Origin of the sequence: Microlunatus ginsengisoli, from assembly GCF_039537205.1 — a bacterium.
GTDB classification, from domain to species: domain Bacteria; phylum Actinomycetota; class Actinomycetes; order Propionibacteriales; family Propionibacteriaceae; genus Microlunatus; species Microlunatus ginsengisoli.
Genome location: NZ_BAABAB010000010.1, coordinates 233038 through 258398 on the forward strand (window position 1 = coordinate 233038; position 25361 = coordinate 258398).

Annotated in this window: 21 protein-coding genes; 7 read left to right on the plus strand and 14 right to left on the minus strand. The window is 69.4% G+C overall.

Annotated elements, in window-relative coordinates:
- Positions 1-658: 658 nt before the first annotated feature.
- The 6 genes from ABD747_RS08270 to ABD747_RS08295 are packed head-to-tail and all read right to left on the minus strand — an operon-like array spanning position 659 to position 7029.
- Positions 659-1858 (minus strand): Gfo/Idh/MocA family protein, encoded by a 1200-nt coding sequence (locus ABD747_RS08270; protein ID WP_344803277.1) that lies wholly within the window; start codon positions 1856-1858, stop codon positions 659-661.
- A complete protein-coding gene (locus tag ABD747_RS08275) occupies positions 1855-3033 on the minus strand; it encodes a Gfo/Idh/MocA family protein (protein ID WP_344803279.1) in 1179 nt (392 codons plus the stop codon). The genes ABD747_RS08270 and ABD747_RS08275 overlap by 4 nt, the downstream gene beginning before the upstream one ends.
- Positions 3017-3832 carry a ThuA domain-containing protein gene (locus ABD747_RS08280; protein ID WP_344803281.1) on the minus strand — a complete coding sequence of 272 codons (816 nt, stop codon included), beginning with the start codon at positions 3830-3832 and terminating at the stop codon, positions 3017-3019. Before ABD747_RS08280 ends, ABD747_RS08275 begins: the two co-directional genes overlap by 17 nt.
- A gap of 45 nt (positions 3833-3877) precedes the next feature.
- On the minus strand, positions 3878-4744 hold the full coding sequence (locus tag ABD747_RS08285) for a carbohydrate ABC transporter permease (RefSeq protein ID WP_344803283.1): 867 nt from the start codon (positions 4742-4744) through the stop codon (positions 3878-3880).
- Between the two features lie 11 nt (positions 4745-4755).
- On the minus strand, positions 4756-5742 hold the full coding sequence (locus tag ABD747_RS08290; RefSeq protein WP_344803284.1) for a carbohydrate ABC transporter permease: 987 nt from the start codon (positions 5740-5742) through the stop codon (positions 4756-4758).
- 48 nt (positions 5743-5790) lie between these two features.
- Positions 5791-7029, minus strand: coding sequence for a sugar ABC transporter substrate-binding protein (locus ABD747_RS08295; RefSeq protein WP_344803286.1), 1239 nt, complete (start codon positions 7027-7029; stop codon positions 5791-5793).
- A gap of 222 nt (positions 7030-7251) precedes the next feature.
- Here ABD747_RS08295 and ABD747_RS08300 point away from each other — a divergent pair, with 222 nt between their 5' ends.
- The gene (locus ABD747_RS08300) at positions 7252-8301 is read left to right on the plus strand and encodes a LacI family DNA-binding transcriptional regulator (RefSeq protein WP_344803288.1); all 1050 of its coding nucleotides are present in this window, start codon (positions 7252-7254) and stop codon (positions 8299-8301) included.
- Positions 8302-8352: 51 nt separating this feature from the next.
- Here ABD747_RS08300 and ABD747_RS08305 read toward each other — a convergent pair whose 3' ends face one another.
- The 3 genes from ABD747_RS08305 to ABD747_RS08315 all read right to left on the minus strand — a co-directional run bounded on the left by ABD747_RS08305 (position 8353) and on the right by ABD747_RS08315 (position 11750).
- Positions 8353-9744 carry an ABC transporter substrate-binding protein gene (locus tag ABD747_RS08305; protein WP_344803290.1) on the minus strand — a complete coding sequence of 464 codons (1392 nt, stop codon included), beginning with the start codon at positions 9742-9744 and terminating at the stop codon, positions 8353-8355.
- A 92-nt stretch (positions 9745-9836) separates the two neighbouring features.
- Positions 9837-10781, minus strand: a complete 945-nt coding sequence (locus ABD747_RS08310) for a carbohydrate ABC transporter permease (RefSeq protein WP_344803292.1) — start codon at positions 10779-10781, stop codon at positions 9837-9839.
- Positions 10782-10793: 12 nt separating this feature from the next.
- A complete protein-coding gene (locus ABD747_RS08315; RefSeq protein WP_344803294.1) occupies positions 10794-11750 on the minus strand; it encodes a carbohydrate ABC transporter permease in 957 nt (318 codons plus the stop codon).
- 263 nt (positions 11751-12013) lie between these two features.
- On the opposite strand from ABD747_RS08315, the gene ABD747_RS08320 reads away from it, so the two are divergent.
- Genes ABD747_RS08320 through ABD747_RS08330 form a run of 3 tightly spaced genes read left to right on the plus strand, consistent with a single transcriptional unit; the run spans position 12014 to position 16615 of the window.
- Positions 12014-13249, plus strand: a complete 1236-nt coding sequence (locus tag ABD747_RS08320; RefSeq protein ID WP_344803296.1) for a Gfo/Idh/MocA family protein — start codon at positions 12014-12016, stop codon at positions 13247-13249.
- A gap of 33 nt (positions 13250-13282) precedes the next feature.
- Complete coding sequence (locus ABD747_RS08325; RefSeq protein WP_344803298.1) at positions 13283-14344, plus strand: LacI family DNA-binding transcriptional regulator; 1062 nt, start codon at positions 13283-13285, stop codon at positions 14342-14344.
- 3 nt (positions 14345-14347) lie between these two features.
- The gene (locus tag ABD747_RS08330) at positions 14348-16615 is read left to right on the plus strand and encodes an alpha-galactosidase (protein ID WP_344803300.1); all 2268 of its coding nucleotides are present in this window, start codon (positions 14348-14350) and stop codon (positions 16613-16615) included.
- Between the two features lie 33 nt (positions 16616-16648).
- Here ABD747_RS08330 and ABD747_RS08335 read toward each other — a convergent pair whose 3' ends face one another.
- Both ABD747_RS08335 and ABD747_RS08340 read right to left on the minus strand, forming a co-directional pair.
- Positions 16649-18052 (minus strand): hypothetical protein, encoded by a 1404-nt coding sequence (locus ABD747_RS08335; RefSeq protein WP_344803302.1) that lies wholly within the window; start codon positions 18050-18052, stop codon positions 16649-16651.
- Positions 18049-19176, minus strand: coding sequence for a hypothetical protein (locus ABD747_RS08340; protein ID WP_344803304.1), 1128 nt, complete (start codon positions 19174-19176; stop codon positions 18049-18051). Before ABD747_RS08340 ends, ABD747_RS08335 begins: the two co-directional genes overlap by 4 nt.
- 382 nt (positions 19177-19558) lie before the next feature.
- Here ABD747_RS08340 and holA point away from each other — a divergent pair, with 382 nt between their 5' ends.
- Positions 19559-20527: a DNA polymerase III subunit delta gene (holA, locus tag ABD747_RS08345; protein WP_344803306.1), complete on the plus strand. Its 969-nt coding sequence runs from the start codon at positions 19559-19561 to the stop codon at positions 20525-20527.
- A 135-nt stretch (positions 20528-20662) separates the two neighbouring features.
- Here the strand turns inward: holA and rpsT are convergent, their stop codons facing one another.
- From rpsT to ABD747_RS08360, 3 genes are all read right to left on the minus strand, one after another.
- Positions 20663-20926: a 30S ribosomal protein S20 gene (gene rpsT / locus ABD747_RS08350; RefSeq protein ID WP_344803308.1), complete on the minus strand. Its 264-nt coding sequence runs from the start codon at positions 20924-20926 to the stop codon at positions 20663-20665.
- A 145-nt stretch (positions 20927-21071) separates the two neighbouring features.
- Positions 21072-21563: a pyridoxamine 5'-phosphate oxidase family protein gene (locus tag ABD747_RS08355; RefSeq protein WP_344803310.1), complete on the minus strand. Its 492-nt coding sequence runs from the start codon at positions 21561-21563 to the stop codon at positions 21072-21074.
- 29 nt (positions 21564-21592) lie between these two features.
- The gene (locus ABD747_RS08360; RefSeq protein ID WP_344803312.1) at positions 21593-22276 is read right to left on the minus strand and encodes a hypothetical protein; all 684 of its coding nucleotides are present in this window, start codon (positions 22274-22276) and stop codon (positions 21593-21595) included.
- A 255-nt stretch (positions 22277-22531) separates the two neighbouring features.
- Between ABD747_RS08360 and lepA the strand changes: the two genes are divergently transcribed.
- Both lepA and ABD747_RS08370 read left to right on the plus strand, forming a co-directional pair.
- The gene (lepA, locus tag ABD747_RS08365) at positions 22532-24382 is read left to right on the plus strand and encodes a translation elongation factor 4 (RefSeq protein WP_344803314.1); all 1851 of its coding nucleotides are present in this window, start codon (positions 22532-22534) and stop codon (positions 24380-24382) included.
- A gap of 76 nt (positions 24383-24458) precedes the next feature.
- Positions 24459-25361: an NADP-dependent oxidoreductase gene (locus ABD747_RS08370; protein WP_344803316.1), complete on the plus strand. Its 903-nt coding sequence runs from the start codon at positions 24459-24461 to the stop codon at positions 25359-25361.

Genomic DNA, 25361 nt, shown 5'->3' on the forward strand with positions numbered 1-25361 from the left:
GAGGCTCTGCGTCGGTGGGGCCGCCCGCCGACTGGGAGGCTCTGCGTCGATGGGGCCGCCTCCCTCCACTTCGCTCGGCGTAGCGCAACCGGCGGCACCCTGGCTCCACTTCGCTCGGCGAAACGCGACTTCGCTCGCCTTCCCCGGTGCGCGAAGTCGCGGTTGGACGCGCGAAGTGGGATGGCGATCGGTCGGGTGCTTCGAGAGGGTCGCTGTGCGCGTCGGTGGCCCGGGTAACGCACCATCGCCGCCTCCCGGCTGAGCAGCTCGGTGTCGACGGGACCGCCTCCCTCGACTTCGCTCGGCATAGCGCTACTGGCGGCATCCCGGCTCCACGTCGCTCGGCGAAACGCGACTTCGCTCGCCTTCCCCGGTGAGCGAAGGGGCGGTAGGACGCGCGAAGTCGGTAGGTCGGCCGTCGCGGCGGCGACCTGGCACGGACGCCGTCGTCGGCCGATGCTCTCGAGCGCCGCCCTGCCAGCTCCAGCAGCACATCGGCACCGGGAGTTCCGAGGCGGCGGTGCCGCCTGCGGAGCAGCCCACGCACCACGCCGCAGGCCAGCTTTAGACGCGCCGTACCACTTCGCTCGTCCAGGGGCGACTTCGCGCGCCGTCGACGGTGAGCGAAGTCGCGGTGGGGTGAGCGAAGTCGCGGTGGTCAGCCGCCGACCGGGACCCAGCGCGAGCCGTCGCCGGCACTGGTGGCGACCGCGCCCAGCACCCGCTGGACGGCCAGCCCGTCGGCAAACGAGGGCGTCGGCTGCTGGCCGGCCGCGATCGCCCGGACCAGGTCGACGACCTGGTGGGTGAAGCCGTGCTCGTAGCCGAGACCGTGGCCGGGCGGCCACCAGGCGCCGGCGTACGGGTGATCGGGCTCGGTCACCAGGATCCGGCGGAAGCCCTGCTCGGTCGCCGGACCGGCGCCGTCGAAGAACTCGAGCACGTTGTTGTCCTCGAAGTCGAAGGCCAGCGCGCCGGTCGTCCCGCTCAGCTCGATCCGAAGTGCGTTCTTCCGGCCGAGCGCGAACCGGGTCGCCTCGAAGACCCCGGTGGCGCCACCGTCGAACCGGACCATGAACATCGCCGCGTCGTCGACGGTCACCTGACCCCGCGGTACGTCCTCGCCCACCTCGCCGTGCCCGCCGAGCCCGGCCCGTTCGCCGGCCAGTGGCCGGCTGGTCACGAACGTCTCGAGCAACGCCGTGACACCGGTGATCGACTGGCCGGTCAGCCACTGCGCGGTGTCGATGATGTGCGCCCCGATGTCGCCGAGCGCGCCGGAGCCGGCGTGCTCGGCCTGCAGCCGCCAGGTCATCGGAGCGTTCTCGTCGGCGAGCCAGTCCTGCAGATATTGGGCCCGGACCTGCCGGATCACACCGAGCCGGCCGCTCCGGACCAGTTCCCGGGCCAGGGTCAGCGCCGGCGTCCGACGGTAGGTGTAACCGCACATCGCCCGCGCGCCGCGGGCCGCTGCCGCCTCCGCCGCGGCGGCCATCCGCTCGGCCTCCTCGACACTGTTGGCGAGCGGCTTCTCGCACAACACGTGCTTCCCGGCCTCCAGCGCCGCGATCGCGATCTCGGCATGCAGGTCTCCGGGCGTACAGATGTCGATCAGGTCCACGTCGTCGCGCTCGATCACGGCTCGCCAGTCCGTCTCGACCGAGGCGAAACCGAACCGGTCGGCCGCGGCCTCGACCGCGTCCCGATGGCGACCGGACAGCACGGTGAGCTCCGGCACCAGCGGGAGGTCGAAGAACCGGTGGGCGCTGCGCCAGGCGTGCGAGTGCACGGCGCCCATGAAGGCGTACCCGATCATGCCGACTCGCAGTGGACGGGTGCTCGTCGTCTGAATGCTCATTGCGCTGCTCCCGGAGGTGTCGAAACGGTCCGATGCTCACCGATGACGTCGTGGACAAAAGGCCACGAGGCGAGTACGTCGCGCAGGTCCGGTTCCGTCTCGGTGCGGATCGCGTCTGCGTAGGCGTCGTCCAGGATCTCTGCGATGCTCACCCGACGTCGGTGCTCGGCCGAGCGGATCGCCGCCTCGACCATGGCCAGGCTGAGCACGTTGCTGTGCACCTCGCCGGCCGGCCGGGTCTCGCCGGTCCGGACCGCGGCGGCGAACTCGGCGAACGAGCCGGCGATCTGCTCCGGCCGCGAACCCGGCTCGGCGCCGAGCCGGTGCCCATCGGTGTCCTCGGCGGCAGGCGCGTGCTCGCCGTCCCAGGTCGCTGTGCCGTTCGCGCCGCTGATCCACCAGGAGCCGTTCCACGACGTCTCCAGCCCGGGCGCGCACCAGCTGCCGGAGAAGGCGAACCGGGCGCCGTCGGCGAACTCGAACACCGCCTCCGCCGACGCGTCGCCGCGAAACCAGCTCCAGCTCGGGTTGTAGGAATCGCAGTAGACCGCGATCGGGTCCGCGTGGATCAGCACCCTGGCCAGATCGAACTGGTGGATGGCCATGTCGATCAGCAGCGGATAGGGCATCTGCTCCCGGAACCCGCCGAAGCGTGGGGCCTTGCGGAAGGTGCAGCCGACGGCACCGATCTCACCCAGCTGGTCGAGCAGCCCGCTCAGCGTGTCCAGGTGCCGCCAGTAGCGGCGCGACTGGGAGACCATCAGGAGCTGCCCGGTCAGCTCGGCCGCCGCGGCCATCGACAGTCCGCTGCTGACGGTGTCGGCCAGCGGCTTCTCGCACAGCACCGGCAGCCCGGCGCGCAGCGCCCGCTCGCTGACCGCGCGATGCGCGGCCGGGACGGTCACGTTCACCACCGCGTCGGCCTCGACCCGGCCGAGCAGGTCGTCCAGGGACTCGGCGACCGCGGCGTTGCCGTGGCCGGTGTCGGCCGCCGCCGCGCGAGCCAGCCCCGGGTCCAGGTCGACCAGACCGACCACGACGGCGTCGGGCGACTCCGCGAGGTTGTGCAACCAGGCCCGGCCCATCGCTCCGGCGCCGACCTGGATGATCCGCAGCGGTGCCGGCCCGTCGGCCGGCGTGCCGTCGGCCGAGCGGCCCTCAGCCGACGGGGGCATCGACCGGCTCCTCGTCGTTGCTCTCGATCGGCCCGGTGTAACCCTTGCCGTTGAAGAAGTCGTCGGTGTCGTAGCGCAGCAGCACCGGGATCTCCCGCCGCGCGCGATCGGTGACGACCCACTCCACGCCGTTGGCGATCACCCGGCGTACGTCCGTGTGGTGGTAGACGGGATAGTCCTGGTCGCCGGGTGAGAAGAAGAAGATTTTGCCGTGGCCTCGGCGGAACGTGCAGCCGGAGCGGAACACCTCGCCGCCGGTGAACGAGGAGACGAAGACCAGCTCGTCGGGGACCGGGATGTCGAAGAACTCGCCGTACATCTCCTGGGCGTCGATGACGATCGGGTTCGGCACGCCGCGCGCGATCGGATGGGTCGGGTTGACGGTCCAGACCAGCTCGCGGTCCTGCTCGCTGCGCCAGCGCAGGGTGCAGGTGGTGCCCATCAGCTTGCCGAAGATCTTCGACCAGTGGCCCGAGTGCAGCACGACCAGGCCGAGACCGGACAGCACGTGCTGGTGCACCCGCTCGACCACCTCGTCGGACACGTCCCCGTGCGCGGCGTGTCCCCACCAGACCAAGACGTCGGTCTCGGCCAGCACCTCCTCGGTGAGCCCGTGCTCGGGCTCCTGCAGTGTGGTGGTGTTCACCACCGCGCGCGGACCGAGGTTCTCGGCGATCCCCTCGGCGATCGTGGCGTGCATACCGCGCGGATAGATGGCGGCGACGTGCGGTTCGACCTGCTCGTGGACGTTCTCGCCCCAGACCAGAACGCGGACGGGACGGGACTCGGTTTCGGACATGACTGATCCACTTTCTGGCTCGGCAAAGGGGGACGGGCGAGAGGACTACTTGAGGGCGCCGCCGGTGGCGCCGGCAGCGATGTACTTCTGCGCGATCACCAGCAGGATGATCGCCGGCACGGAGGCGAGCATGGCCGTGGCCATCACCGCGCTCCAGTTGGACACGTGCTGCCCGAGATAGGTGTAGATGCCCAGTGTCACCGGCACCACGTCGCCCTTGGTGGTCAGGGTCAGGGCGAACAGGAAGTCGCTCCAGGCCCACAAGAACGTGAACAAGCCGACCGTGATCAGCGAGTTCCGGCTGATCGGCACCACGATCGACAGGAACGAGCGGACCAACCCGGCACCGTCGACCCGGGCCGCCTCGACGATGGAGGACGGCACGCCGAGCATGAACGAGCGCATGATCAAGACGCCGAACGGGATCGCGTTGGCCGAGTTCGCGATGATCAGGCCGGGGATGGTGTTCAGCAGCCCGAGGTTCTCGTACAAGGTGTAGAGCGCGTTCGCGATCACGATGCCGGGGATCATCTGGCAGATCAGGATTGCCAGCAGCGCCCAGTTGATCCAGCGGAACCTGAACTGCGCCAGGGCGTACGCGGCGGGTGCGGCGACCACCAGGGTCAGGATCACCGTCCCGACGGCGATGATCAAGCTGGTCACCAGGTTCTTGCCCTGGTCCTCGATGGCCAACCGGTAGCCCTCCAGGCTCGGGTCGGTCGGCAAGAACGTGGAGACCAGCGTGCCGCCGGTGGCCTGCAGCGAGATGTTGAACATCCAGTAGACCGGGAACAGCATGAAGCACAGCAGCACGATGGCCAGCACGGTCCGCGCGCTGCTCCGGGTCCGGCGTCGACCGGCGTGTCGGGTTCTCGCGGCCGCCGGCGGCACCGGCGCGATGGTCGTGGTCATCGAGATTCTCCCTACTCGTCCACCTGGCGCCGGGTGGCGCGCAGGTAGACGATCGCGAACACCAGCGAGATCAAGATCAAGATGTTGCTCAAGGCGGCACCCTGGCCGAACTTGAACTGGATGAACGACCGCTGGTAGGACATCAAGGCGATGGTCTGGGTGGCGTTGGCCGGGCCGCCCTGGGTCAGACCGAGGATGATGTCGAGCACCTTCAAGGTCAAGATGATGCCGAGCATCAAGGTGATGCTCACCACCGCCCGCAGGTTGGGCCAGGTGATCTGCCAGAACGCCTTCCAGCCGGTGGCGCCGTCCAGCGCCGCCGCCTCGTACAGCTCGTCCGGAATGTCTTGGAGCCCGCTGTAGAGCAGCGTGAGGTTGAACGGAATGCCCAGCCAGATGTTCACCAGGATGATCGAGACCAGGGCGACGTCGGGAGAGGTGAGCCACGGGATCGCGGTGTCGATCACCCCGAGCCGTTCCAGCGTGAGGTTGAGGATGCCGCTGTCCTGCTCGAGAATGGCCCGCCAGGTCGTGCTGCCGACGATCAGCGGGATCAGCCAGGGGAGGAGGAACAGGGCCCGGATGACCCCGCTGAGCGGGAAGTTCTTGTGGAAGAACAACGCCAGCAGCATGCCGATCACGAACTGGCCGGCGATCGAGCCGACCGTGAACAGCGCGGTGTTCACCAGCGCCTTGCCGAAGAGCTCGTCGGTGACCACCGTGACGTAGTTCTGCAGCCCGACCCACGGCGCCTTGCCGGTGAAGAACGTCCGGAGTGTGTACTCCTGGAAGCTCATCATCAGGTTCTTGATCACCGGGTAGCCGAACAGGGTCACGATCGCCGCCGCGGCGGGCACCACGAACAAGACCTTGAACAACTCCTCCCGCCGGCGGCTCCCGCTGCGCCGGCGGTCCGTCGCCCCGCCGGCGGGTCGGCCGGCGGGACGAGCGGAGCTCTGGGGCGAGGACCCGGCGGTCACCAGGTTCGCGTCCGACATGAGTCGGCTCCCTTCAGTTGGCACGACACGGTGCTCGTCGGCGCCGGATCAGCTGGCGCCGGCCTTGGCCATTGCCTCGGCCGGAGTCGCCTGACCGGTCAGCACGAGCTGCATGCCGGTGTAGATCACCTTCGCCGTGTCGGGCCACTTGTCGCCGAGCTTTCCGGTCCGGGCGCGGGCGGTGGAGACCGGCTCGATGAAGCCCGCCATCTCCGGATCCTCCTTGGCGAACTGGTCGGCCAGCGCGAGCTTGGTCGGCACGATGCCACCCTGCTTGGCCCGGAGCAACTGGTTCTCGTCGGAGTTCATGCACTTGACCAGCTCGGCCGCCTTGGTCATCTTCGCGTCGTCACCGGTGACCGGGACGGTCCACGCTTCGCCGCCCAGCGGTGCGACCGAGGTCTGGCCGGCCTGGTTCACCGGGAACTTGACCACGCCGTAGTTGACCTTCGCCTTGTCCAGGGCGGGGATCTGCCACGGCCCGTTCAGCATCATCGCGGCCTTGCCGGCGATGAACTGGTCGTTCACGTCCGCCTGGCTCCAGTTGACCACGCTCTTGGAGGCCGAGCCGTCGTCGACGAGGTCCTTCCACAGCTGCAGCGCACCGGCCACCTCGGGGGACTTGAGGTTGGTCTCGTCGCCACCGTTGGTCCACATCGGCGGCAGGAACTGCCAGGCGCCCTCGTAGTCGGCGGTCGCATTGAAGGCGAAGCCGTACTGCTTGCCCACGGTCAGCTTCTTGGCGGTGTCCTTGAGCTCGGCCCAGGTGGTCGGCGGCTTCACCCCGGCCTTGTCCAGGATGTCCTTGTTGTAGAAGATCGCGAGCGTGTTGGCGCCGGGCTGCAGGCCGTACAGCTGGTTCTGGTACGTCGCCGCGGCCACCGGGCCGGGAGCGTAGCCGTCGGCGGTGACCCCGTAGTCGCCGAGCGGCGCCAGCGCTCCGGTGGCGGCGATCTGCTGGATGTCGGGGTTGTCCAGCATCAGCACGTCGGGCAGCGTCTTGGAGGACGCCTGCTGCAGCACCTTCTGGATCAGGGTCGGGCCGGGCACCGACTGGTGGTCGACCTTGGCGACGCCGATCGAGGTGCCGCACTTGCTCAGCTGATCGCCGATCTGGGTGTGGCCCGGTTCGTCGCTGTAGTAGTCCAGCACGGTCAAGCTGTCGACGGCGGCGGCCGACGAGGCGCCGCTCCCGCTGCCGCTGTCGGACCCACCGCCGCAGGCGGCCAGGGCCAGTGGGGCCAGCGTTGCCATCGCGGCGACGGCCAGCAGTCTCTTCTTGGTCATCGGGTACAGCTCCTTCGTTGGGCTGGTGGCAAAGCGCTTAACCGACAGGCGAGAGGGTGTCGCTGGAGTCTTGTGGGGCTTGCGGTTAACCGCTTTACTTGCTGGTGGCAGAGAGTCTGCTGGGTGACGGCGGCGGTGTCAATACCTGTTTTCGAAACGGACGCATCCTGCATCGGGCTGCGATAGAACTGGAACCCGGCAATATCGAGGAGGGCAGAGGCGATGGCCACCATGCGCGACGTCGCCGACCGCGCCGGCGTGTCGATCGCGACCGTGTCGTTCGTCGTGAACAACACCAAGCCGGTGTCGGCGTCGACCCGGGAGCGGATCGAGGCCGCGATGGCCGAGCTCGGCTTCCGCCGGAACGTGGTGGCGCGCGCGCTGGCCAGCCGCCGGACCCGGATCCTCGCCCTGGCCTATCCGGCACTCGAGCACCGGCTCAGTACGTCGGCGGTGGAGTTCATCACCAGTGCCGCCCGGGAGGCGAGCAGCCACGACTACCACCTCGTCGTCTGGCCGGTCAGCAACGACTCCGCCGAGCTCGCCGACCTGGTGGGGCAGGGGCTGGTCGACGGCGTGCTGCTGATGGAGGTCCAGCTGGACGACCCACGGGTCGGCCTGCTGCAGTCGATGGGGATGCCGTTCGCCCTGATCGGGCGGACCGAGGACCCGACCGGGCTCGACTACGTCGACATCGACTTCGACACCAGCCTCGAGCTGTGCGTGTCCCACCTCTGGGACCTCGGTCACCGGCGGATCGCCCTGATCTCCGGCGACCAGAGCGTGCCGAGCTTCGAGCGCTACGGCCCGTACGTCCGGATGGACCAGGCCTATCGCCGGATCGCCAACGAGCGGGGCTTCGAGGAGATCGTGCTGGGGGTCCGCTCCGGCGCGCGCTACGGGCGTGAGATCGCGACCGAGCTGACCAGGATCGCGCCGGACGTGACCGGGGTGGTGATCTTCGACGAGCCGGCGGCCGCCGGTCTGCTGGCCGGGCTGCACACGCTCGGCCGGCGGGTGCCCGAGGACGTGTCGGTGGTCTCTGCGATCGCGGCGATCGATCAGGCGTTCGCCTGCGACCCGCCGCTCACCGCGGTGACCGCGCCCGGCGTCGAGCTCGGTCTGCTCGCGGTCCAGGCCCTGGTCCGCCGGCTGGAGGGCGGCACGCCGCTGCCGCCGCAGCTGCGCACCGGCTCGTTCGTCCTCGGCGAGTCGACCGCGCCTCCACCGGCGTCCGGCAGACGCCGAGCGGCGACACGCCGGACCTCGTGAGTCCGGCGCGCCGCCGCGATCGATCTGCCCGAACTGCGGGCTCGGAGTCGACTATCCGAACAGCCCGTTGACCTGGTTGTTGGCGTCGGTCAGCGAGGACGGTTGCGCCTTGCCGGTGAACACCGCGTCCATCGCCGGGTGCATGATGCCCTCGATCTGCGACGCGTGGTCGGTGATCGGGAACAAGAACGTGGTGCCGTCCTTCACCTGCACGGTGAACGAGCTGACGTCGATGCCCTTGGCCTTGAACGCGGCCTCGGCCTTCTCGGTCGAGGTCTTGACCGCCGGGAACACGACGGCCTTCGAGCCGACGACGTCCTGGCAGTCGGCCGACGCCAGGTACTCCACCCACTTGGCCGCGGCCGGCTTGTTCTTCGAGCCCACCCAGATCGAGTCCGCCAGCCCGTTGTACATGCTGGAGCGCTTGCCGCTCGGTCCGATCGGCGTCGGCGCGGTGCCGGTCTCGATCCCCTTGGCTCCGTACATCGCGCCGATCATCCAGGAGCCGTTGGTGATCATCGCGTACTTGCCGGCGGCGTAGATGGTGTCGGAGCCCTGACCGGTGACCGCTTCCAGGGAGGGCATGTAGCCCTTCTCGATCAGGCTGTGCATCCAGCCCATGGTCTTCTGGAAGTTCGCGTCGTCGTAATTGTAGTGGGTTCCCCACGGGTTCTTGTCGGTGAACTGCCAGGGCAGCGTGCCGGTGTACATGCTCCACTGGGTCTGCCCGTTGCCGGAGCCTGAGCCGCCGTCCAGACCGAGGCCGTAGACCTTGACCTTGCTCTTGTCGAAGCCCGCCTCGTCACCGCGCTTGCCGTTGGCGTCGACGGTCAGGTGGGCGATGGTCTTCTCGTACGTCCCGCCGTCGTCGGGGTTCCAGGTCATATTCTGCAGGTCGGACTCCTTGATCCCGGCGTCGGCGATCAGCTTCTTGTTGTAGAAGACCGAGACCGTGTCGAAGTCCTTCGGCAGGCCGTAGCGCTTGCCGTCCTGCCCGACCCAGAGGTCGGCCAGGCCCGGCTGGTAGATGCTGGTGTCGATGCCGTCCTTCTTGAGCGTGTCGTCCAGCGGCACCAGCTGTTCCTGGCTGACGAACTCGGGGTACTTGGACAGGTGGTTGGTGAACACGTCGGGTGCGGTGCCGCCGACGAAGCCGTTGGTGATCTTGGTCCAGTAATCGTCCCAGGCCGCCTGGGTGATCTTGACGGTGATGTTCGGGTTCTTCGCGTGGAAGTCGTCGGCGCACTGCTGGTAGGCCGGCAGCTGATTGGCATCCCAGAGCCAGTAGCTGATCTCGCCCGAGGCGTTGGAGGTGTCGATCGCGCCACCCTGCGAGTCGGCTCCACCGGAGTCGGAGGAGCCCCCGCCACAGGCGGTGAGGGCGAGGCTGAGGATGGCCGCACCGACGATGCCGATGCCGAGCCGCTTGCGGATTCGTGCCATGGTTGGCGACTTCCTTCCTTGGAGGTCGTCCTTGCGGACGCGTGGTGAGCGGGAGTGCTCGGTGAAGCGGGTTTCGAGAAGAGTGCTGCGGGCTATTTCATGCCGGAGAAGCCGATGGAGTTGACGACCTTCTTGCCGAAGGCGAAGAACAAGATCAGCAGCGGCAGGGCGGCGATCAGCGCCGCCGCCATCAGGCCGGCCCAGTCCGGGCTGCCCTGCGGGTTCTGGCTGCGGAACACCCCCAGGGCGACGGTCAGCACCTTGCTGCTCTCGGTGTTGCCGACCAGCAGCGGCCAGAAGTAGTCGTTCCAGGCGGCGATGAAGGTGAGCACTGCGAGCGTGGTGATCGGCGCGACGCTCATCGGCAGGATGATCCGGAAGAAGCAGGTCCACACGCTGGCCCCGTCGATGGAGGCGGCTTCCTCGATCTCCTTGCTGATGCCGAGGAAGAACTGGCGCAGGAAGAAGATCGCGAACGGCGTCATCAGCAGCGACGGCAGCACCAGGCCCGGGATGGTGTTCAGCAGGCCGAGGTTCTTGATCAGGATGAAGTTGGGCAGCGAGGTGAAGATCGGCGGAACCATCAGAGCAGCCAGGAAGAGGACGAACACCTTGTCCCGCCCGGGCCAGTTCAGCCGGGAGAAGGCGTACGCGGCGAGGGAGCAGAAGAACACCTGCCCGACGGTCACGATGGTGGAGTAGAGGATCGAGTTCCGCAGATAGAGCAGGAAGTTCACCGACGCTCCGGAGCCGCCCTCGGCCTGCGCCTCGGCGACGGTGGACAGCCCGAGCACCCGCTTGAACGCGCCCAGGGTCGGATCCACCGGCAGCAGCGAGGTCGGGTTGGAGAAGAGCGACTTCGAGGTCGAGAACGCGGTGCGCAGCATCCAGTAGAACGGGAACAGGGTGACGATGATCGCGATGATCAGCAGTGCCCAGGCAACGATCCGGCCCACGTTCACCGTGCGGGTGGCCTTGTCCGCGGTGCGCGGGACGTTGTCGATCGTGCCGGGATCGACCGAGGTAGTGGTGGTCACGAGATGCGCTCCTCAGGCCAGATCCGACTCGCCGGCGTTCAGCAGCTTCAGCTGCACCAACGCGACGGCGATGAGAATGATGAACAAGATCACCGACAGGGCCGAGGCATAACCGAACTGACCCTCGGCGAACCCCTTCTGGTAGATGTAGTACTGCATCACCCGGCTGGCGTTGACCGGTCCGCCCTTCGTCGTGACCGCGACGGTGTCGAAGACCTGGAACGAGCCGGTGACCGTGATCACCAGGACCAGTGCCAGGATCGGCCGCAGCAGCGGCAGCGTGATCCGCCAGAAGGAACGCCACTCGGTGCTGCCGTCGATGGATGCGGCTTCGTAGACGTACGCGGGGATGGTCTGCAGTCCGGCGAAGACCAGCAGCGCGGTGTAGCCCATGTGCCGCCAGACGTTCACGGCGGCGATGGTCGGGATCGCCCAGTGCTCGCCGCCGAAGAACGGGATCTTGTCCAGTCCGAGCCAGTCGATGAACGAGTTCACCAGACCGATCTGGTAGTCCAGCAGCCAGAACCAGACCAGCGCGGCGATCACGTTGGAGATCATGAACGGCAACAGGATCGTGCCCCGGATGATGGTGGACTTGACCAGTCGCTGCATCAGCACCGCGAGCCCGATGGCGATGATCGTCTGGAAGACGATGTTGAGCACGACGTACTCCAGCGTCACCACGATCGCGTTCCAGAACAGCTTGTCGCTGGCGATCTTGACGTAGTTGTCGAAGCCGATGAAGTGCGGCGTTCCGAGCAGGTTGTAGCGGGTCAGGCTGAAGTAGAAGCCGCGAATGGTCGGATAGAAGTAGAAGACCAGGAAGCCGATGGTGGCCGGCGCGATGAACAGCAGGGCCATGCCCAGCTCGCTCCGCCCACTGCCGGGCTTGCTCTTCTTCAGGTCGAGCCGCTGGCTGCCCGCGGTCGAGACGGTTCCGAGCGGCATCTCGACGGATTCGGAGGTCACCGGAAGACCTCCCGGGTGTGGCCCGACGGTCCTGAGCGGACCTGTGCCGGACTCGGCGCTACGGACGTCATCGTCAGTCCTTTCGACACGGGGTGGCGAGCCGAGGGTGGGGTGGGAATCTGCTCGCGATGCCAGACGCTACACGAGTAGAATCATCCCTGCAACCCCCAGATTTCGTTCGTTCTGGGCCTTTACGCGAGCCTGGTAGACGAGCTATCTTCTCGTGTAGATTTTCCCCTCCACGACCACCTCGGGGAGTCTTCATGACCTCATTGGGCCTGGTGGGCGCCGGCCAGTTCGCCGGTCAGTTCGCCAAGTTGTTCCGCCTCCATCCCGACGTCGACGACATCGTGGTGACCGACCTGCTGCCCGAGCGGGCGGCTGAGCTCGCCCAACGTGAGGGCCTGACCGGCACTGCGGCGAGCTTCGAGGAGCTGTTGTCCTCCGATCTGGACGCGATCGCGCTGTTCACCCAGCGATGGACCCACGGGCCGCTCGCCGTGCAGGCGCTGCGCGCCGGAAAGCACGTCTACTCGGCCGTGCCGATGGCGGTCTCGGTCGAGGAGATCGCCGCGATCATCGATGCCGTCCGCGAGACCGGGTTGGTCTACATGATGGGGGAGACCAGCTACTACAACCCGGCGACCGTCTATGCCCGGCAGCGACTGGCCGAGGGTTCCTTCGGCCGGGTCTTCTACGCCGAGGGCGACTACGTCCACGACATGGATCTGGGCTTCTACGCCGCCTACGCCTACAGCGGTGGGGAGAACTGGAAGGCGACCGCCAGCTACCCGCCCATGATGTATCCGACTCACTCCGTGGGCGGGGTGCTGGGCGCGCTGGAGTCGGCCCACGCGGTCAGCGTCAGCTGTCTCGGAGTGCCGGATCAGCGCGGCGACGGCGTGTTCGACAAGACGATCAGCCAGTTCGGCAACGACCTCTCCAATGCGACCGCCCTGTTCGAGCTGTCCGACGGCGGGACCATGCGGATCAACGAGATGCGCCGGGTCGGCTATCCGTCCCACCTGCGGGAGTCCCGCTTCCGCTGGTTCGGCACCGAGGGGAGCTTCGAGCAGCTCGCCACGGTGAGTCTGTGGCAGGACAAGGAGGGCGTTACCGACGTGTCGGAGCTGATCGACTCCGTGCCCACCATGTCGCCGGACGATCCGGCGCTGGCCGGGGTCGCGCCCGAGCTGCGGGATGCCTTCATCTCCGGATCGGCGCCGGTGCACGACACCAGCCGGCTGCCGGCGGAGTTCCGCGGCGCTCCCAACGGCCACGAGGGCAGCCACCACTTCCTGGTGGACGACTTCGTCCGGGCCGTCGTCGACGGCACGATGCCTCCGGTGAACGCCTGGACGGCGGCGCGGTTCAACCTGCCGGGCATCATCGCCCACGCGTCAGCGCTGGCCGGTGGCGAACGGCTTCCGGTCCCCGACTTCGGTGACGCACCGGTCCCGGCTCCGGCCGGTGCCGCGGGTGACGACACGGCCGGGTGACACGTCCAGCGACGAGGGGCGGGCGGGCTGACCATGGCGATCGGATCCGGTGACCTGCCTGCCCCCAGGGCGGTCACCCGGGCAGACGTCGCGCGCTACGCCGGGGTGAGCGCGGCGGTGGTGAGCTATGTGGTGAACGACGGCCCGAAGCCGGTGGCTCCGGCCACAGCGGCGCGTGTGCGCGAGGCGATCGACGTCCTCGGTTACCGGCCCAACGTCACCGCCCGAGCGCTGAAGCTCGGCACCACCGGAATGGTGGGGCTGATCGTCTCGGACAGCAGCAACCCGTTCTTCGCCGAGTACGCCCTCGCGGTCGAGCAGGCCGCCGCCGACCGAGGGCTGGTGTTGCTGATGGCGAACTCCAACTCCGATGCCGAGATCGAGTACCAGCTGATGCTCGACCTGATCGGTCGCCAGGTCGACGGCCTGATCGTCTCGCCCGCCGCCGGGCCACCGCGGTCCCGGGCCGCGGGTCAGCGCCGCCCCGGCCCGCCGGTGGTCTACGTCGACACCGCGGTGCCGGCGCCAGGGCTGCACACCATCGGCACCGACGCCGTGCTCGGCGCCCGGCTCGCGGTCGACCATCTGGTCCGGGTGCACGGTCATCGCAACGTCGCCCTGCTGATCGGGTCGGGGTATCGCCGGTCGGTGGACGATCGCGAGCGGAGCTGGCAGCAGGTCCTCCGAGCTGCCGACCGGCCCGACGGGGCGTTGGTGCGCGAGCCGTTCACCCGTGAGGGCGGCTACCAGGGGGGCCTGCGCCTGCTCCGGATGCGGCCGCAACCGACGGCGGTGTTCGCCAGCAGCGACATGCAGGCGATCGGTCTGCTCCGGGCCGCGCACGAGCTGGGCGTGCGCGTGCCCGAGGACCTGGCCATCGTGTCCTTCGACGGCACGCAGGAATCGGAGTACTGCTGGCCTCCGTTGACGGCCGTCCGCCAGCCGTTGCGTGCGATGGCCGAAGCGGCCGTCCGGGTCGTGGTGGAGGTCCCCACCGCGCGGCCCGGACACCAGCTGTTCCCGCCCGAGCTCGTGATCCGCCGCTCCTGCGGCTGCCCGGGGTCGGACGACCCACATCGATACGAAGGAAGATGAATCGTGACCGAATCCGTCAACGCCTGTGTGGCGCTGCGAGCCGACGGCGTCGGGCTCGTCCTCGACGCCACCGGCACCGGTCTGCCCGCGGTGGCGCACTGGGGCCCCGACCTCGGCGAGCTGAGCGAGTCCGACGCGCGCGGCCTCATCCTGGGTGGCGTCGAGCCCGTGATGGCGAACCTGGTCGACGAACCGGTCAGGCTGGCTCTGCTGCCGGAGCACTGGACCGGCTGGGTCGGCCGGCCCGGACTGAGCGGGTCGCGGGCCGGTCGCGACTGGTCACCGAAGTTCCGTACGGTCGCGCTCCGGATCGACGGCCAGCCCGTCGCCGTCGAGGACAGCTCCGTCGGGGGCGGGCTGATCGTGATCAACCGGACGGGACCCGCCGTGGTGGAGGCCGACGCCGTCGACGACGTCGCGCAGCTGAGCGTCACGATCGTGGTGGAGCTGGCCGCCGGCGGACTGGTCCGGACCCGGGCTACGCTCACCAACCGCGGCGAGACCTACCAGCTGGACGATCTGGTGCTGGCCCTGCCGGTGCCGGCCGCGGCCCGCGAAATCCTCGACTTCGCCGGGCGCTGGGGCAAGGAGCGGACGCCGCAGCGCCGCGACCTCACCGTGGGCGTCCACCTGCGGGAGGGCCGGAAGGGCCGGACCGGGCCGGAGGCGGCGACCGTGCTGCACGTCGGCACGCCGGGCTTCGGCTTCGCGACCGGCGAGGTCTGGGGCGTCCACACCGGCTGGAGCGGCAACCACACCCACTACGCCGAGCGGCTGTCCACCGGCGAGCAGGTGGTCGGCGGGGGTGAGCTGCTGCTGCCCGGCGAGGTGCGGCTGGAGCGCGGTGAAACCTACACGTCGCCGTGGGTGTACGGGTCGTACGGCGTCGGGCTGGACGCGGTCGCCAGACGTTTCCACCGGTTCCTGCGCGCCCGGGACAACCATCCCTCCACCGAGCGCCCGGTGACGATCAACGTCTGGGAGGCGGTCTACTTCGATCACGATCTGGATCACCTGCTCGATCTGGCCGAGCGGGCGGCCGCACTCGGCGTCGAGCGGTACGTCCTCGACGACGGCTGGTTCGGCTCCCGGCGCGACGATCACTCCGGGCTCGGCGACTGGCAGGTCTCGGCAGACGTCTGGCCGCAGGGCCTGCACCCGCTGGTGAACCGGGTGCGCGAGCTGGGCATGGAGTTCGGTCTCTGGTTCGAGCCGGAGATGATCAACCTCGACTCCGACGTCGCCCGGAAGCATCCCGAGTGGGTGATGGCCACAGGCGACCGGCTGCCGGTGGAGTCGCGTTTTCAGCAGGTGATCAATCTCGGCATCCCGGAGTGCTACGACTACGTCCGGGACGCGATCTTCGCCATCCTCGCCGAGTACGAGATCGGCTACCTCAAGTGGGACCACAACCGCGACCTGATCGACGCCGGCACTCAGCCGAGCGGGCGGCCCGGGGTGCACCAGCAGACCCTCGCGTTCTATCGCCTGGTCGACGAGATCAAGGCCGCGCATCCCGGGCTGGAGATCGAGTCCTGCTCCTCCGGTGGGGCACGGGTCGACCTCGGCGTGCTCGAGCGGGCCGATCGGGTCTGGGTCTCGGACTGCATCGATCCGCTGGAACGCCAGCTGATGCACCGTTGGACCAGCCAGCTGATCCCGCCGGAGCTGATGGGCGCCCACGTCGCGTCCGGCCGCTCGCACACCACCGGCCGCGAGCACGACCTGGGATTCCGGGCCGCGACGGCGATCTTCGGGCACCTGGGGATCGAGTGGGACCTGGTCAAGGCGACCGAGGCCGAGCTGGCCGAGCTGGCGGACTGGATCGCGTTCTACCGGGAGCACCGAGACCTCTTGCTGGGCGGCGACCTGGTCCGGCTCGACCACCCCGACGAGACGCTGATGGTCAGCGGGGTGGTCGCCCCGGACCGGAGCCGGGCCGTCTACTCGTACGCGTCCGTCGCGCGTTCAGAGGTGGCACTACTCGGCCGGCTCCGGTTTCCCGGACTCGATCCGGCGCGGTGCTACCGGGTCACGCCGGCGCTGCTGGAGCATGCGCCGAGCGGGCTGCGGCCGCCGCCGTGGTGGGGGGTCGAGGTCGTCCGGGACCATGCGTACGCCGATCTGGCGGCGGGCCACCGGCCTCGGTACGTCCCCACCGCGGGAGCCGCGGGGATCCAGGCGAGCGGTTCGTTGCTGACCTCGGTCGGGCTGGCGGCCGCGCCGATCGATCCCGACCAGGCCGTGGTCTATCTGGTCGAGTCGATCTGAGCAGCGAGCGGGTCGACCCCGGTCGGGGATGGGTCAGCCGGCGACCGGCACACCCGTGGTTGGGTCGAGCCGGCTCGACCCGCTGTCGCAGGCGACGTTGATCGAGTCCGGCTCGCCCACGCGGGTGATCCGGCCGGCCGCGGGGTCGGCCGGATCGTCGCCACCGGCGAACCGCAGCCCGAACGGACGATGATCGGCACAGGTGAATGACCAGGCCCGGCCGCCGTCGCTCAGCCGGACGGCGACCAGGCCGTTCGGCCGCGCGTCCAGCCGGGTGGTGGTCGCCATCACGACGATGTCGTCGTAGAGGGCGGCGACGTACCGGCTGGTGATCGGGGTCTCGTCGGGCTGGTTGGCTCGGATCGGCAGCAGCGACCCGTCGAGCGGGCTGCCGCCGGTCCGGCGGTAGCCCGCATAGCTGGTGGCCCGGTCGCAGCGCGCGCCGGTGACAATCAGGGTGCGAGCGGGCTCGCCGGGCATCTCGTCGTTCACCCAGTGTCCGCAGCTGAAGCTCACGTCGTCGGCCGGGCTCGCGGTGGCGAGCCGCTCGACCCGACCGGGCGCGGCCGCGGACGCGATGGTGCTGGTGATCAACAGCGTGACCAGCGCCGCCGCCGCGAAGAAGATCGGCGTCCGCCGGCGCGTACCGGGCCAGCGCGGGGGGACGTACGCGTAGAGGCAGGCGGCGAGGACGCCGACCATCACCCCGGACAGATACAGCGGCAGCGAGATCGGCGTCAGCAGGGCGGCCCAGCGCAGCGTCAGGCCGCTGTCCAGCACGGAGACCGCGGCATCGCGCAGCTCGGGGCTGAACAGCCAGCGGCCGACGGCCAGCGGCGCCGGCACGAACAAGACGTAGACCGGCAGCAGCCAGAGCGCCCGCTTGGGCCGGATCGGCAGCGTGTTCACGTCCACCCACAGGCTCCGCCACGAGGTAACCAACGCGGTCACCAGCCAGACCACGAGACCGATCAGCCCCAGCACCGTCTGTTGCACCTGGCCGCGGACCAGGATGCCGAGCACGGACACCACCACCGCGACCACTGCGGCGTAGCTGATCACCATCAGGCTCAGCCGGGCCAGCCAGTAGCGGGTGCGGGTCAGCGGCGGGATCGCCAGCGCCGCGAGCAGCAGGTAGGCCGCCATCGCGCCGGAGCGATCCACCTGGAGGGCGACCACCGGGTTGCCTTGAGTGGTGATCCCGGGTGCGGCGAGCGGGGAAAGCTGGGTGAGCAGGAAGTCGCCGCCGGGGAAGTTGTGGAACTCCGGGATCCAGTAGGCCATGAAGAACAGCCACCAGACGGTGCCGGAGATGGCCAGTGGCACGTGCGACACCGCCAGGGCCTGGCGGGCCGTGGGAGCCGGCCGCTTCCGGTTCTCGCCCAGCAGGCCGAGCTCGGGCGAGCGCTGGCCCGGCTCGACGGTGAGGATGCTCACCGGTCCCCTCCGATCTGCTCTGGCCGGTCACCTTGGTAGCCGACCGTCAGCTTGCGTCCCGAGTCGGCCGCGGGTGCCAGCAGCCGGCGCAGCGCGGCCACCGGCGCGCCGTCGAGCCCGGTCCAGCTGCGCCCGTGCGAGCCGAGCTCGAGATCGTCGGCCAGGTCTGCCGGCAGCCGGACGTCCACCCGGCCGCGGGTGACGTCCACGTCGAGCCGATCCTGGAGCCGGCCGGGGAGCCCGAGCTGGGAGAACCAGGAGCGGACGACCTCGTCGTAGCTGTCTCCCCGGAGCAGCAGCAGGGCCAGGTGCCGGTCGTCGAAGACGGCGGCGAAGTCCTCCCACAGCTGCCGGCCTTCGAATGCGGGCGGTTGGTCGTCCACCACGGCCAGCACGCAACCGTCGTCACCGACCTTGGCCCCGGCGAGTCCGCGGGGCAACGACTTCGGCAGCCGACGCCGCCACGTGCTCAGCAGGCGTACGTCGGTGTGCAGGGCGGCCCGATCGGCGGGCGGTGCCGGGAGCGGGTCGTGATCGCGGCTCGCCGGCGCCCGGGTGGGGTCGGGCGGGGACACGTGCGGGCGGTGGACCACCACCGGCCGGGCCCACTCGTCGGCGATCAACTCGAAATCGACCACCTGGAGCAGGCCGACGAAGCTGCGCGGCAGCCAGCGCTCCTTCAGCGTCGCCGCCAGCCCCTGGCGCTGCAACTCGGCCTGGGTGTTCATCTTCACCCCGGCCCGGGCGGTGTTCTCGATGCCCTCGCGCACCTGCTCGTTGAGGTACGTCCCCAGCTGCGGGCCACGCTTGGCGGCGAGCTCCAGGATCCGGTCGGGCTCGTTCGGGTTGAGCCGCACGGTGACGGCCATCTCGATCGCGTCGAGGTGCTGACCGTCGAGGCTGAGCAGGTCGACGACGCGGACCCGGAGCCGGACCGGCTCGGTGCTGATCGGCATTACCGAGATGCGGTGCTTGAGCGGGTTGCGGTCCGGCAGCAACAGCTCGCCGGGCTGGCGCAGCAGCGGACGCTCGCCCTCGGTGAACATCGCCACCACGGTGCCGCGCCGGACGCGGGCGAGGCGGCGGAGCACCGTCAGCTCGCCGGTGAAGGTCTGATCGGGCACGGGTGCCTCCGGCTCGCCGCCGCTGGTTGCGTTCCGCCGACCCGGCCGGGAGCTCGTCGCCCCGGACGACGCGGACCCGGCCGGCGTCGACCCCGACTGGGTGCGCCGGAGGCCACGCGGTCGCCGGGAACGGGGTGCGGGTCGTTCCTCGAGATCGGGTTGCTCCGCGAGCTGCGTCACAGTGGGTCACCTCGCCACGGCCGGTCGTACGTCTGCGGGTCGGCACTCCCCGCAGGGTCGACAAACTGACCGCCGGCCGAACGGGGAAGGGGCCGATCTTGTCCGAAACGTACCGCAGGTCCGCGCTCGGATCGGGCTGCCGGGCCGCGTGGCGCCCGGTTGCGATCAGGTCGTGTCGGAGCCGCCTGACAGGATGGGCCGCATGGTCGCGAAGAGCCCGCTCGGGCGAGTGGTGCTGGTCAGCGGGCCGGAGAGTCTGCTCGCCGAACGCGCGGTGGACGAGCTGGTCGAACGCTTCCGCGAGGCGGCCGCCGGGGGAGAGGTCGCCGAGGTCGACGCCGCAACGCTCGACGCCGGTCGGCTGGCCGAGGTCACCGGTCCGTCGCTGTTCGCCGATCGCCGGGTCGCGGTCGTCGGCGACGTGGCGGCCCTGCCGAACGAGCTCGTCGACGCGGTCGCCCTGCTGGCCGAGCAACCCGACCCGGAGCTGGCGGTGATCCTCGTGCACAGTGGCGGTGCCCGGCCGAAGGCACTGCTGGACCGGCTGTCGAAGGCCCGGGTCGAGGTGATCGGCTGTGCGCCGATCAAGGCCTGGGACCTGCCCCAGTTCGTCACCCGCGAGGTCCAACGGATCGGTGGCACGATCGAGGCGTCCGCGCCGCCCCTGCTGGTCGACGCCGTCGGCCACGAGCTGCGACCGCTGTCCGCGGCGGCCGCCCAGCTGGTGGCCGACGCCGAGGACCGCCGGGTGAGCGCCGCCCAGGTGCGCCGCTACTTCGCGGGTCGGGCCGAGGTGACGAGCTTCGCCGTCGCCGACGCCGCGCTGCTGCGCAAGACGGGCGCGGCGCTGGAGCAGCTGCGCTGGGCGACCTCGACCGGGGTCGCGCCGGTGCTGATCACCAGCGCGCTGGCCTCCGGGCTACGAGCGCTGGCCAAGTTCGTCACGGCGCCCGGTGGGATGCGTGAGGCGGAGTTGGCCCGGGAGGTCGGCGTGCCGCCCTGGAAGCTGAAGTCGCTGCGCACTCAGGCCCGCGGCTGGGATGCTGCGTCACTCGCGGTCGCGCTCAAGACGGTGGCGGCCGCCGACGCCGACGTGAAGGGGGCCGCCGGCGACGCGGACTTCGCGCTGGAGCAGGCGGTGCTCGCCATCTGCCGCGGCGGGCGGTCGTGACGCCGCCGGGCACGGTGATTATTCGGACGTCCTAGCACTCCGAACGCACCACGTCCCGACCACCTCAGGGGCGATCGGGACGTGGGTACGGACAGGTGGCGGGTCGCGCCAGGATGTCGAAGCGGCCGTGGGCGATCAGCCCAGCTTGGCCGCCTGGGACGCGATCGCGGATTTGCGGTTCGCGGCCTGGTTCTTGTGGATGACGCCGGCCGAAGCGGCCTTGTCGAGCTCCCGGGACGCAACCTGTGCATACTCCGTCGCCTTGCTGGCGTCGCCGGCAGCGGCGGCCTCGCGGAACCGGCGGACGGCGGTACGCAGGGACGACTTGGTCGCCTTGTTGCGCAGACGCGCCTTCTCGTTCGTCTTGTTCCGCTTGATCTGGGACTTGATGTTCGCCACGGATAGGGCCTCTGAGCTCTGTCGATTCGGTACGTTCTTGGTGTGGTCCTGCTCGCGTCCACGGCCTCGTCCGGCTGCGGGCGCGACCGCCAACTCTAGCAGCGGGCGACAGCGGAGCCAAACTCGCGCCGTCCGCACGCCGGAGTCAGTGCTTGCGGGTCACCTTCTCGGGCCCGCCCTCCCGCCAGGAGGTGATGTCCAGGTGCCCGTCGGCTACCTCGACCGCCGCGGCGCCGACCAGGTCGGCCCGGAACAGGTGCTCGAAGGTCTGGCCGCGCAGGTCGAATCCGGTCTCGGCGAACAGCGCGTCGGCGTAGCGCCGGTGCAGGTCGGGGTCGAGGATGTCCTCGACCATTCCCCACACCTTCGCGTCGCCCTGCGACACCCAGGTGTCGACCGTCGCGGTGTGCAGGGTGAAGCGCGGATCGGCGACCAGGTCGCGGAACTTCGCCGTGCCGGGCATGCCGCCGATCCACAGGTCGCCGGCGAAGACCCGTGGCTCCATCGGACTGATCCGCGGAAACCCGTCCGGGCGGTTCGTGCCGAGGAGGCAGAGGTTCCCGGTCGCGGCATGCCGGCGGGCGAAGATCTCGGCGATCCGTGGTGCCGCCCGGCTGAAGTCGGACCAACGTGCCATCCGACCAGCCTAGGCGGCGGGTCCCCGGCTCAGCGGCGCGAGGTCGACGACGTCGCGCCGAAGTGGGTGCCGTCCTCCGCGACGACGAAGCGGTACGTCCGCTTCGACTTCGTCTTGTACGAGTAGCTCGCCGAGCCGTTCTTCAGCTTGACGGTCTTCTTCGTCTTCCAGGTCGAGCCGGACATGTACTGGATCTTGGCCGACGGCGCGTTCCACGCCTGATAGGTCTCCGACTTCACGTTCCAGCTCTTGGCGTTGACCTTGATGGTCACCTTCTTGCCCTTGCGCTTGGTGTTGACGTAGGCGTGGGTGCCGAGCTTCACCTTGATGCTGGTCGCCTTGACCGTGATGTCGTTCTCGTCGACGTCCATCGCGAACGAGTCCGCGGGCTCGGTCCGCAGCGTGCCGAGAGCGGTCTTGTCGGCGTACAGGTCCCAGCGCGTGCTGGTGTTGCCGTCGAAGATGAACCCGTCCTGGAATCCGCGCGACCCGTACAGCGCGATGCCGGCGAAGTCGGCGATCTTGCAGGAGTCGACCAGCGAGACGGTGATCCGCTGGTAGTAGCGGTCGATCTTGACCGTGCTCGGTGCCTTCAGCTGGACATAGCAGTCCGAGCGAGTGTCGGCAGCGGCGACCGTCGGCGAGCCGACCCCCGCCACGAGCGCCGAAGCGCCGACCGCTGCGGCCATCAGGCCGGCAACTGACTTTCTCATCGTTGAGTTCCCCCGAATGTTGTCCGCCCCCAGGGCGGGCGGCTTTCCCCAGGCCGCCCGAGGAGGATATGGACCGGACACAGGATTAATCGAATCGAGATGGCCCTCGTTGCCAAATTGTGACCTGGCATCGTCTGGTCAGGTGGATAACTGCCGTCGCGGTCGGCGCCGGTGCCGACTCGCCGGTGCCCGACTCGCCGTGGTCCGCCTAGGATGATCGTTCGACCACCGCCGCCAGAAAGAGACCTCAGGACCGTGGCTGCACCTTCCGCGCCCCAGCCGGGCCGCACCGACGCCGCGGTCATCCGCAACTTCTGCATCATCGCCCACATCGACCACGGCAAGTCGACGCTCGCCGACCGGATGCTGCAGCTGACCGGGGTGGTCGACGCCCGGGCGATGCGGGCGCAGTACCTCGACCGGATGGACATCGAGCGCGAGCGCGGCATCACGATCAAGTCGCAAGCGGTGAGGATGCCCTGGAGTGTGGCGGACGACACCTACGTGCTCAACATGATCGACACGCCCGGCCACGTGGACTTCACCTACGAGGTCTCCCGGTCGCTGGCCGCGTGCGAGGGCGCGGTCCTGCTGGTCGACGCCGCGCAGGGGATCGAGGCGCAGACCCTGGCCAACCTCTACCTCGCGCTGGATGCGGACCTGCACATCATCCCGGTGCTGAACAAGATCGACCTGCCGAGCGCGCAGCCGGAGAAGTACGCCGCCGAGCTGGCCGGGATCATCGGCTGCGATCCGTCCGACGTGCTCCGGGTCAGCGCCAAGACCGGCGAGGGCGTGGCCGAGCTGCTGGACGAGATCGTCGCCCAGACCCCGGCGCCGGTGGGCGATCCGGCGGCCCCGGCCCGGGCGCTGATCTTCGACTCGGTCTACGACACCTACCGCGGCGTGGTGACCTACGTCCGGGTGGTCGACGGCGAGCTGTCGCACCGCGAGCGGGTGCTGATGATGTCGACCAAGGCCACCCACGAGACGCTCGAGGTCGGAGTCATCTCGCCGGAGCCGACGCGGGCGGCCGCACTCGGCGTCGGCGAGGTCGGCTACCTGATCACCGGCGTGAAGGAGGTCCGGCAGTCCCGGGTCGGCGACACCGTCACGTCGGCGTCGAAGCCGGCGACCCAGGATCTCGGCGGCTACCGGCACCCGAACCCGATGGTGTACGCCGGGCTCTACCCGATCGACGGCGCGGACTACCCGGAGTTGCGGGAGGCGCTGGACAAGCTGCAACTGAACGACGCGGCCCTGACGTACGAGCCGGAGACCTCGGGTGCGCTCGGCTTCGGCTTCCGGATCGGCTTCCTGGGCCTGCTGCACATGGAGATCGTCCGGGAGCGGCTGGAGCGGGAGTTCGACCTCGACCTGATCTCCACCGCACCGAACGTGGTCTACCGGCTGGTGATGGAGGACGGCCGGGAGGTGACCGTGACGAACCCCAGCGAGTACCCGACCGACGGCAAGATCGCCGAGGTCTACGAGCCGGTGGTCAAGGCGACCATCCTCACCCCGACCGACTACATCGGCACCATTCTCGGACTCTGCCAGGACCGGCGTGGCGTCCAGCACGGCATGGATTACCTGTCCTCGGACCGGGTGGAGATCCGCTACACGCTGCCGCTCGCCGAGATCGTGTTCGACTTCTTCGACGCGTTGAAGTCGCGCACCAAGGGATACGCGAGCCTGGACTACGAGCCCGCCGGCGAGGAACGCGCGGACCTGGTCAAGGTGGACATCCTGCTGCACGGCGAGCCGGTCGACGCGTTCTCCGCGATCGTGCACAAGGACAAGGCGTACAGCTACGGGCTGATGATGGCCGGCAAGCTCAAGGACCTGATCCCCCGGCAGCAGTTCGAGGTGCCGATCCAGGCCGCGATCGGCTCCCGGATCATCGCCCGGGAGACCGTCCGGGCGATGCGCAAGGACGTCCTGGCCAAGTGCTACGGCGGTGACATCACCCGCAAGCGGAAGCTGCTGGAGAAGCAGAAGGAAGGCAAGAAGCGGATGAAGATGGTCGGCCGGGTCGAGGTGCCGCAGGAGGCCTTCGTCGCCGCGCTGTCCACCACCGAGACCACCAAGGCCGAGAAGAAATAAGGACGCCTCGCATCGAGTTGTCAGCGGGAGAGGCGGCTGCAGCCGCCTGAGACGCTGACAGGTCGGAGAAGATGAGATGAAGGCACTGCAATTCAGCGAGTACGGCGGCCCGGAGGTTCTGCGCTGGGCCGAGGCCGAGGAGCCGCACGCCGGGCCGGGTCAGATCCGGATCAAGGTCGCCGCGGCCAGCATCAACCCGATCGACTGGAAGCTCAGCACCGGCATGTTCGCGGGTGGCAAGCCGATGGAGGGGGTCGGCCGGCTCGGCTTCGACGCCGCCGGGGTGGTGGACGAGATCGGTGACGGAGTCACCGGGGTGCAGGTCGGCGACGACGTGTTCGGCCGCGGGAACGCCACCCAAGCCGAGTTCGCCGTGCTGGACGCCTGGGCGCTCAAGCCGTCGTCGGTGGACTGGGCGCTCGCCGCCGCGGCCGGGGTCAGCATCGAGACGGCGGAGCGGGGACTCCGGCTTGTCGGGGTCGAGCCGGGCCAGACCTTGTTCGTCGACGGGGGTGCCGGCGGGGTCGGTGCCACGGTGGTCCAGGTCGCGATCGCCCGGGGAATCCGGGTGATCGCCTCGGCCGGCGAGGGCAACCAGGACTATCTGCGCGAGATCCGCGCGATCCCCGTGGTCTACGGCGATGGTGTCGCCGACCGGGCCCGAGCGGCGGCCGGCGGAGACGTCGACGCCGTGTTCGACGTGGCCGGCAAGACTCCGATCGCGGAGCTGATCGGTCTCGTGCCCGAGCCGGCGAAGGTCGTCACCATCGCCAACTACGGTGCGGCCGAGTCCGGTGTGATCCTGACCCGGGGCGGTGCCGACTCGCACCCGTTCGAGGCGCTCGCCCAGGGCGCCCGGCTGCTGGAGAGCTCGCAGCTGGTGATCAAGTTCCAGACCTTCCCGTTCGACCGGGCCGCCGAGGCGTACGCGATCAGCCTCGGCGGTCACGTCCGCGGCAAGCTCGTCCTGGTGCCGTAG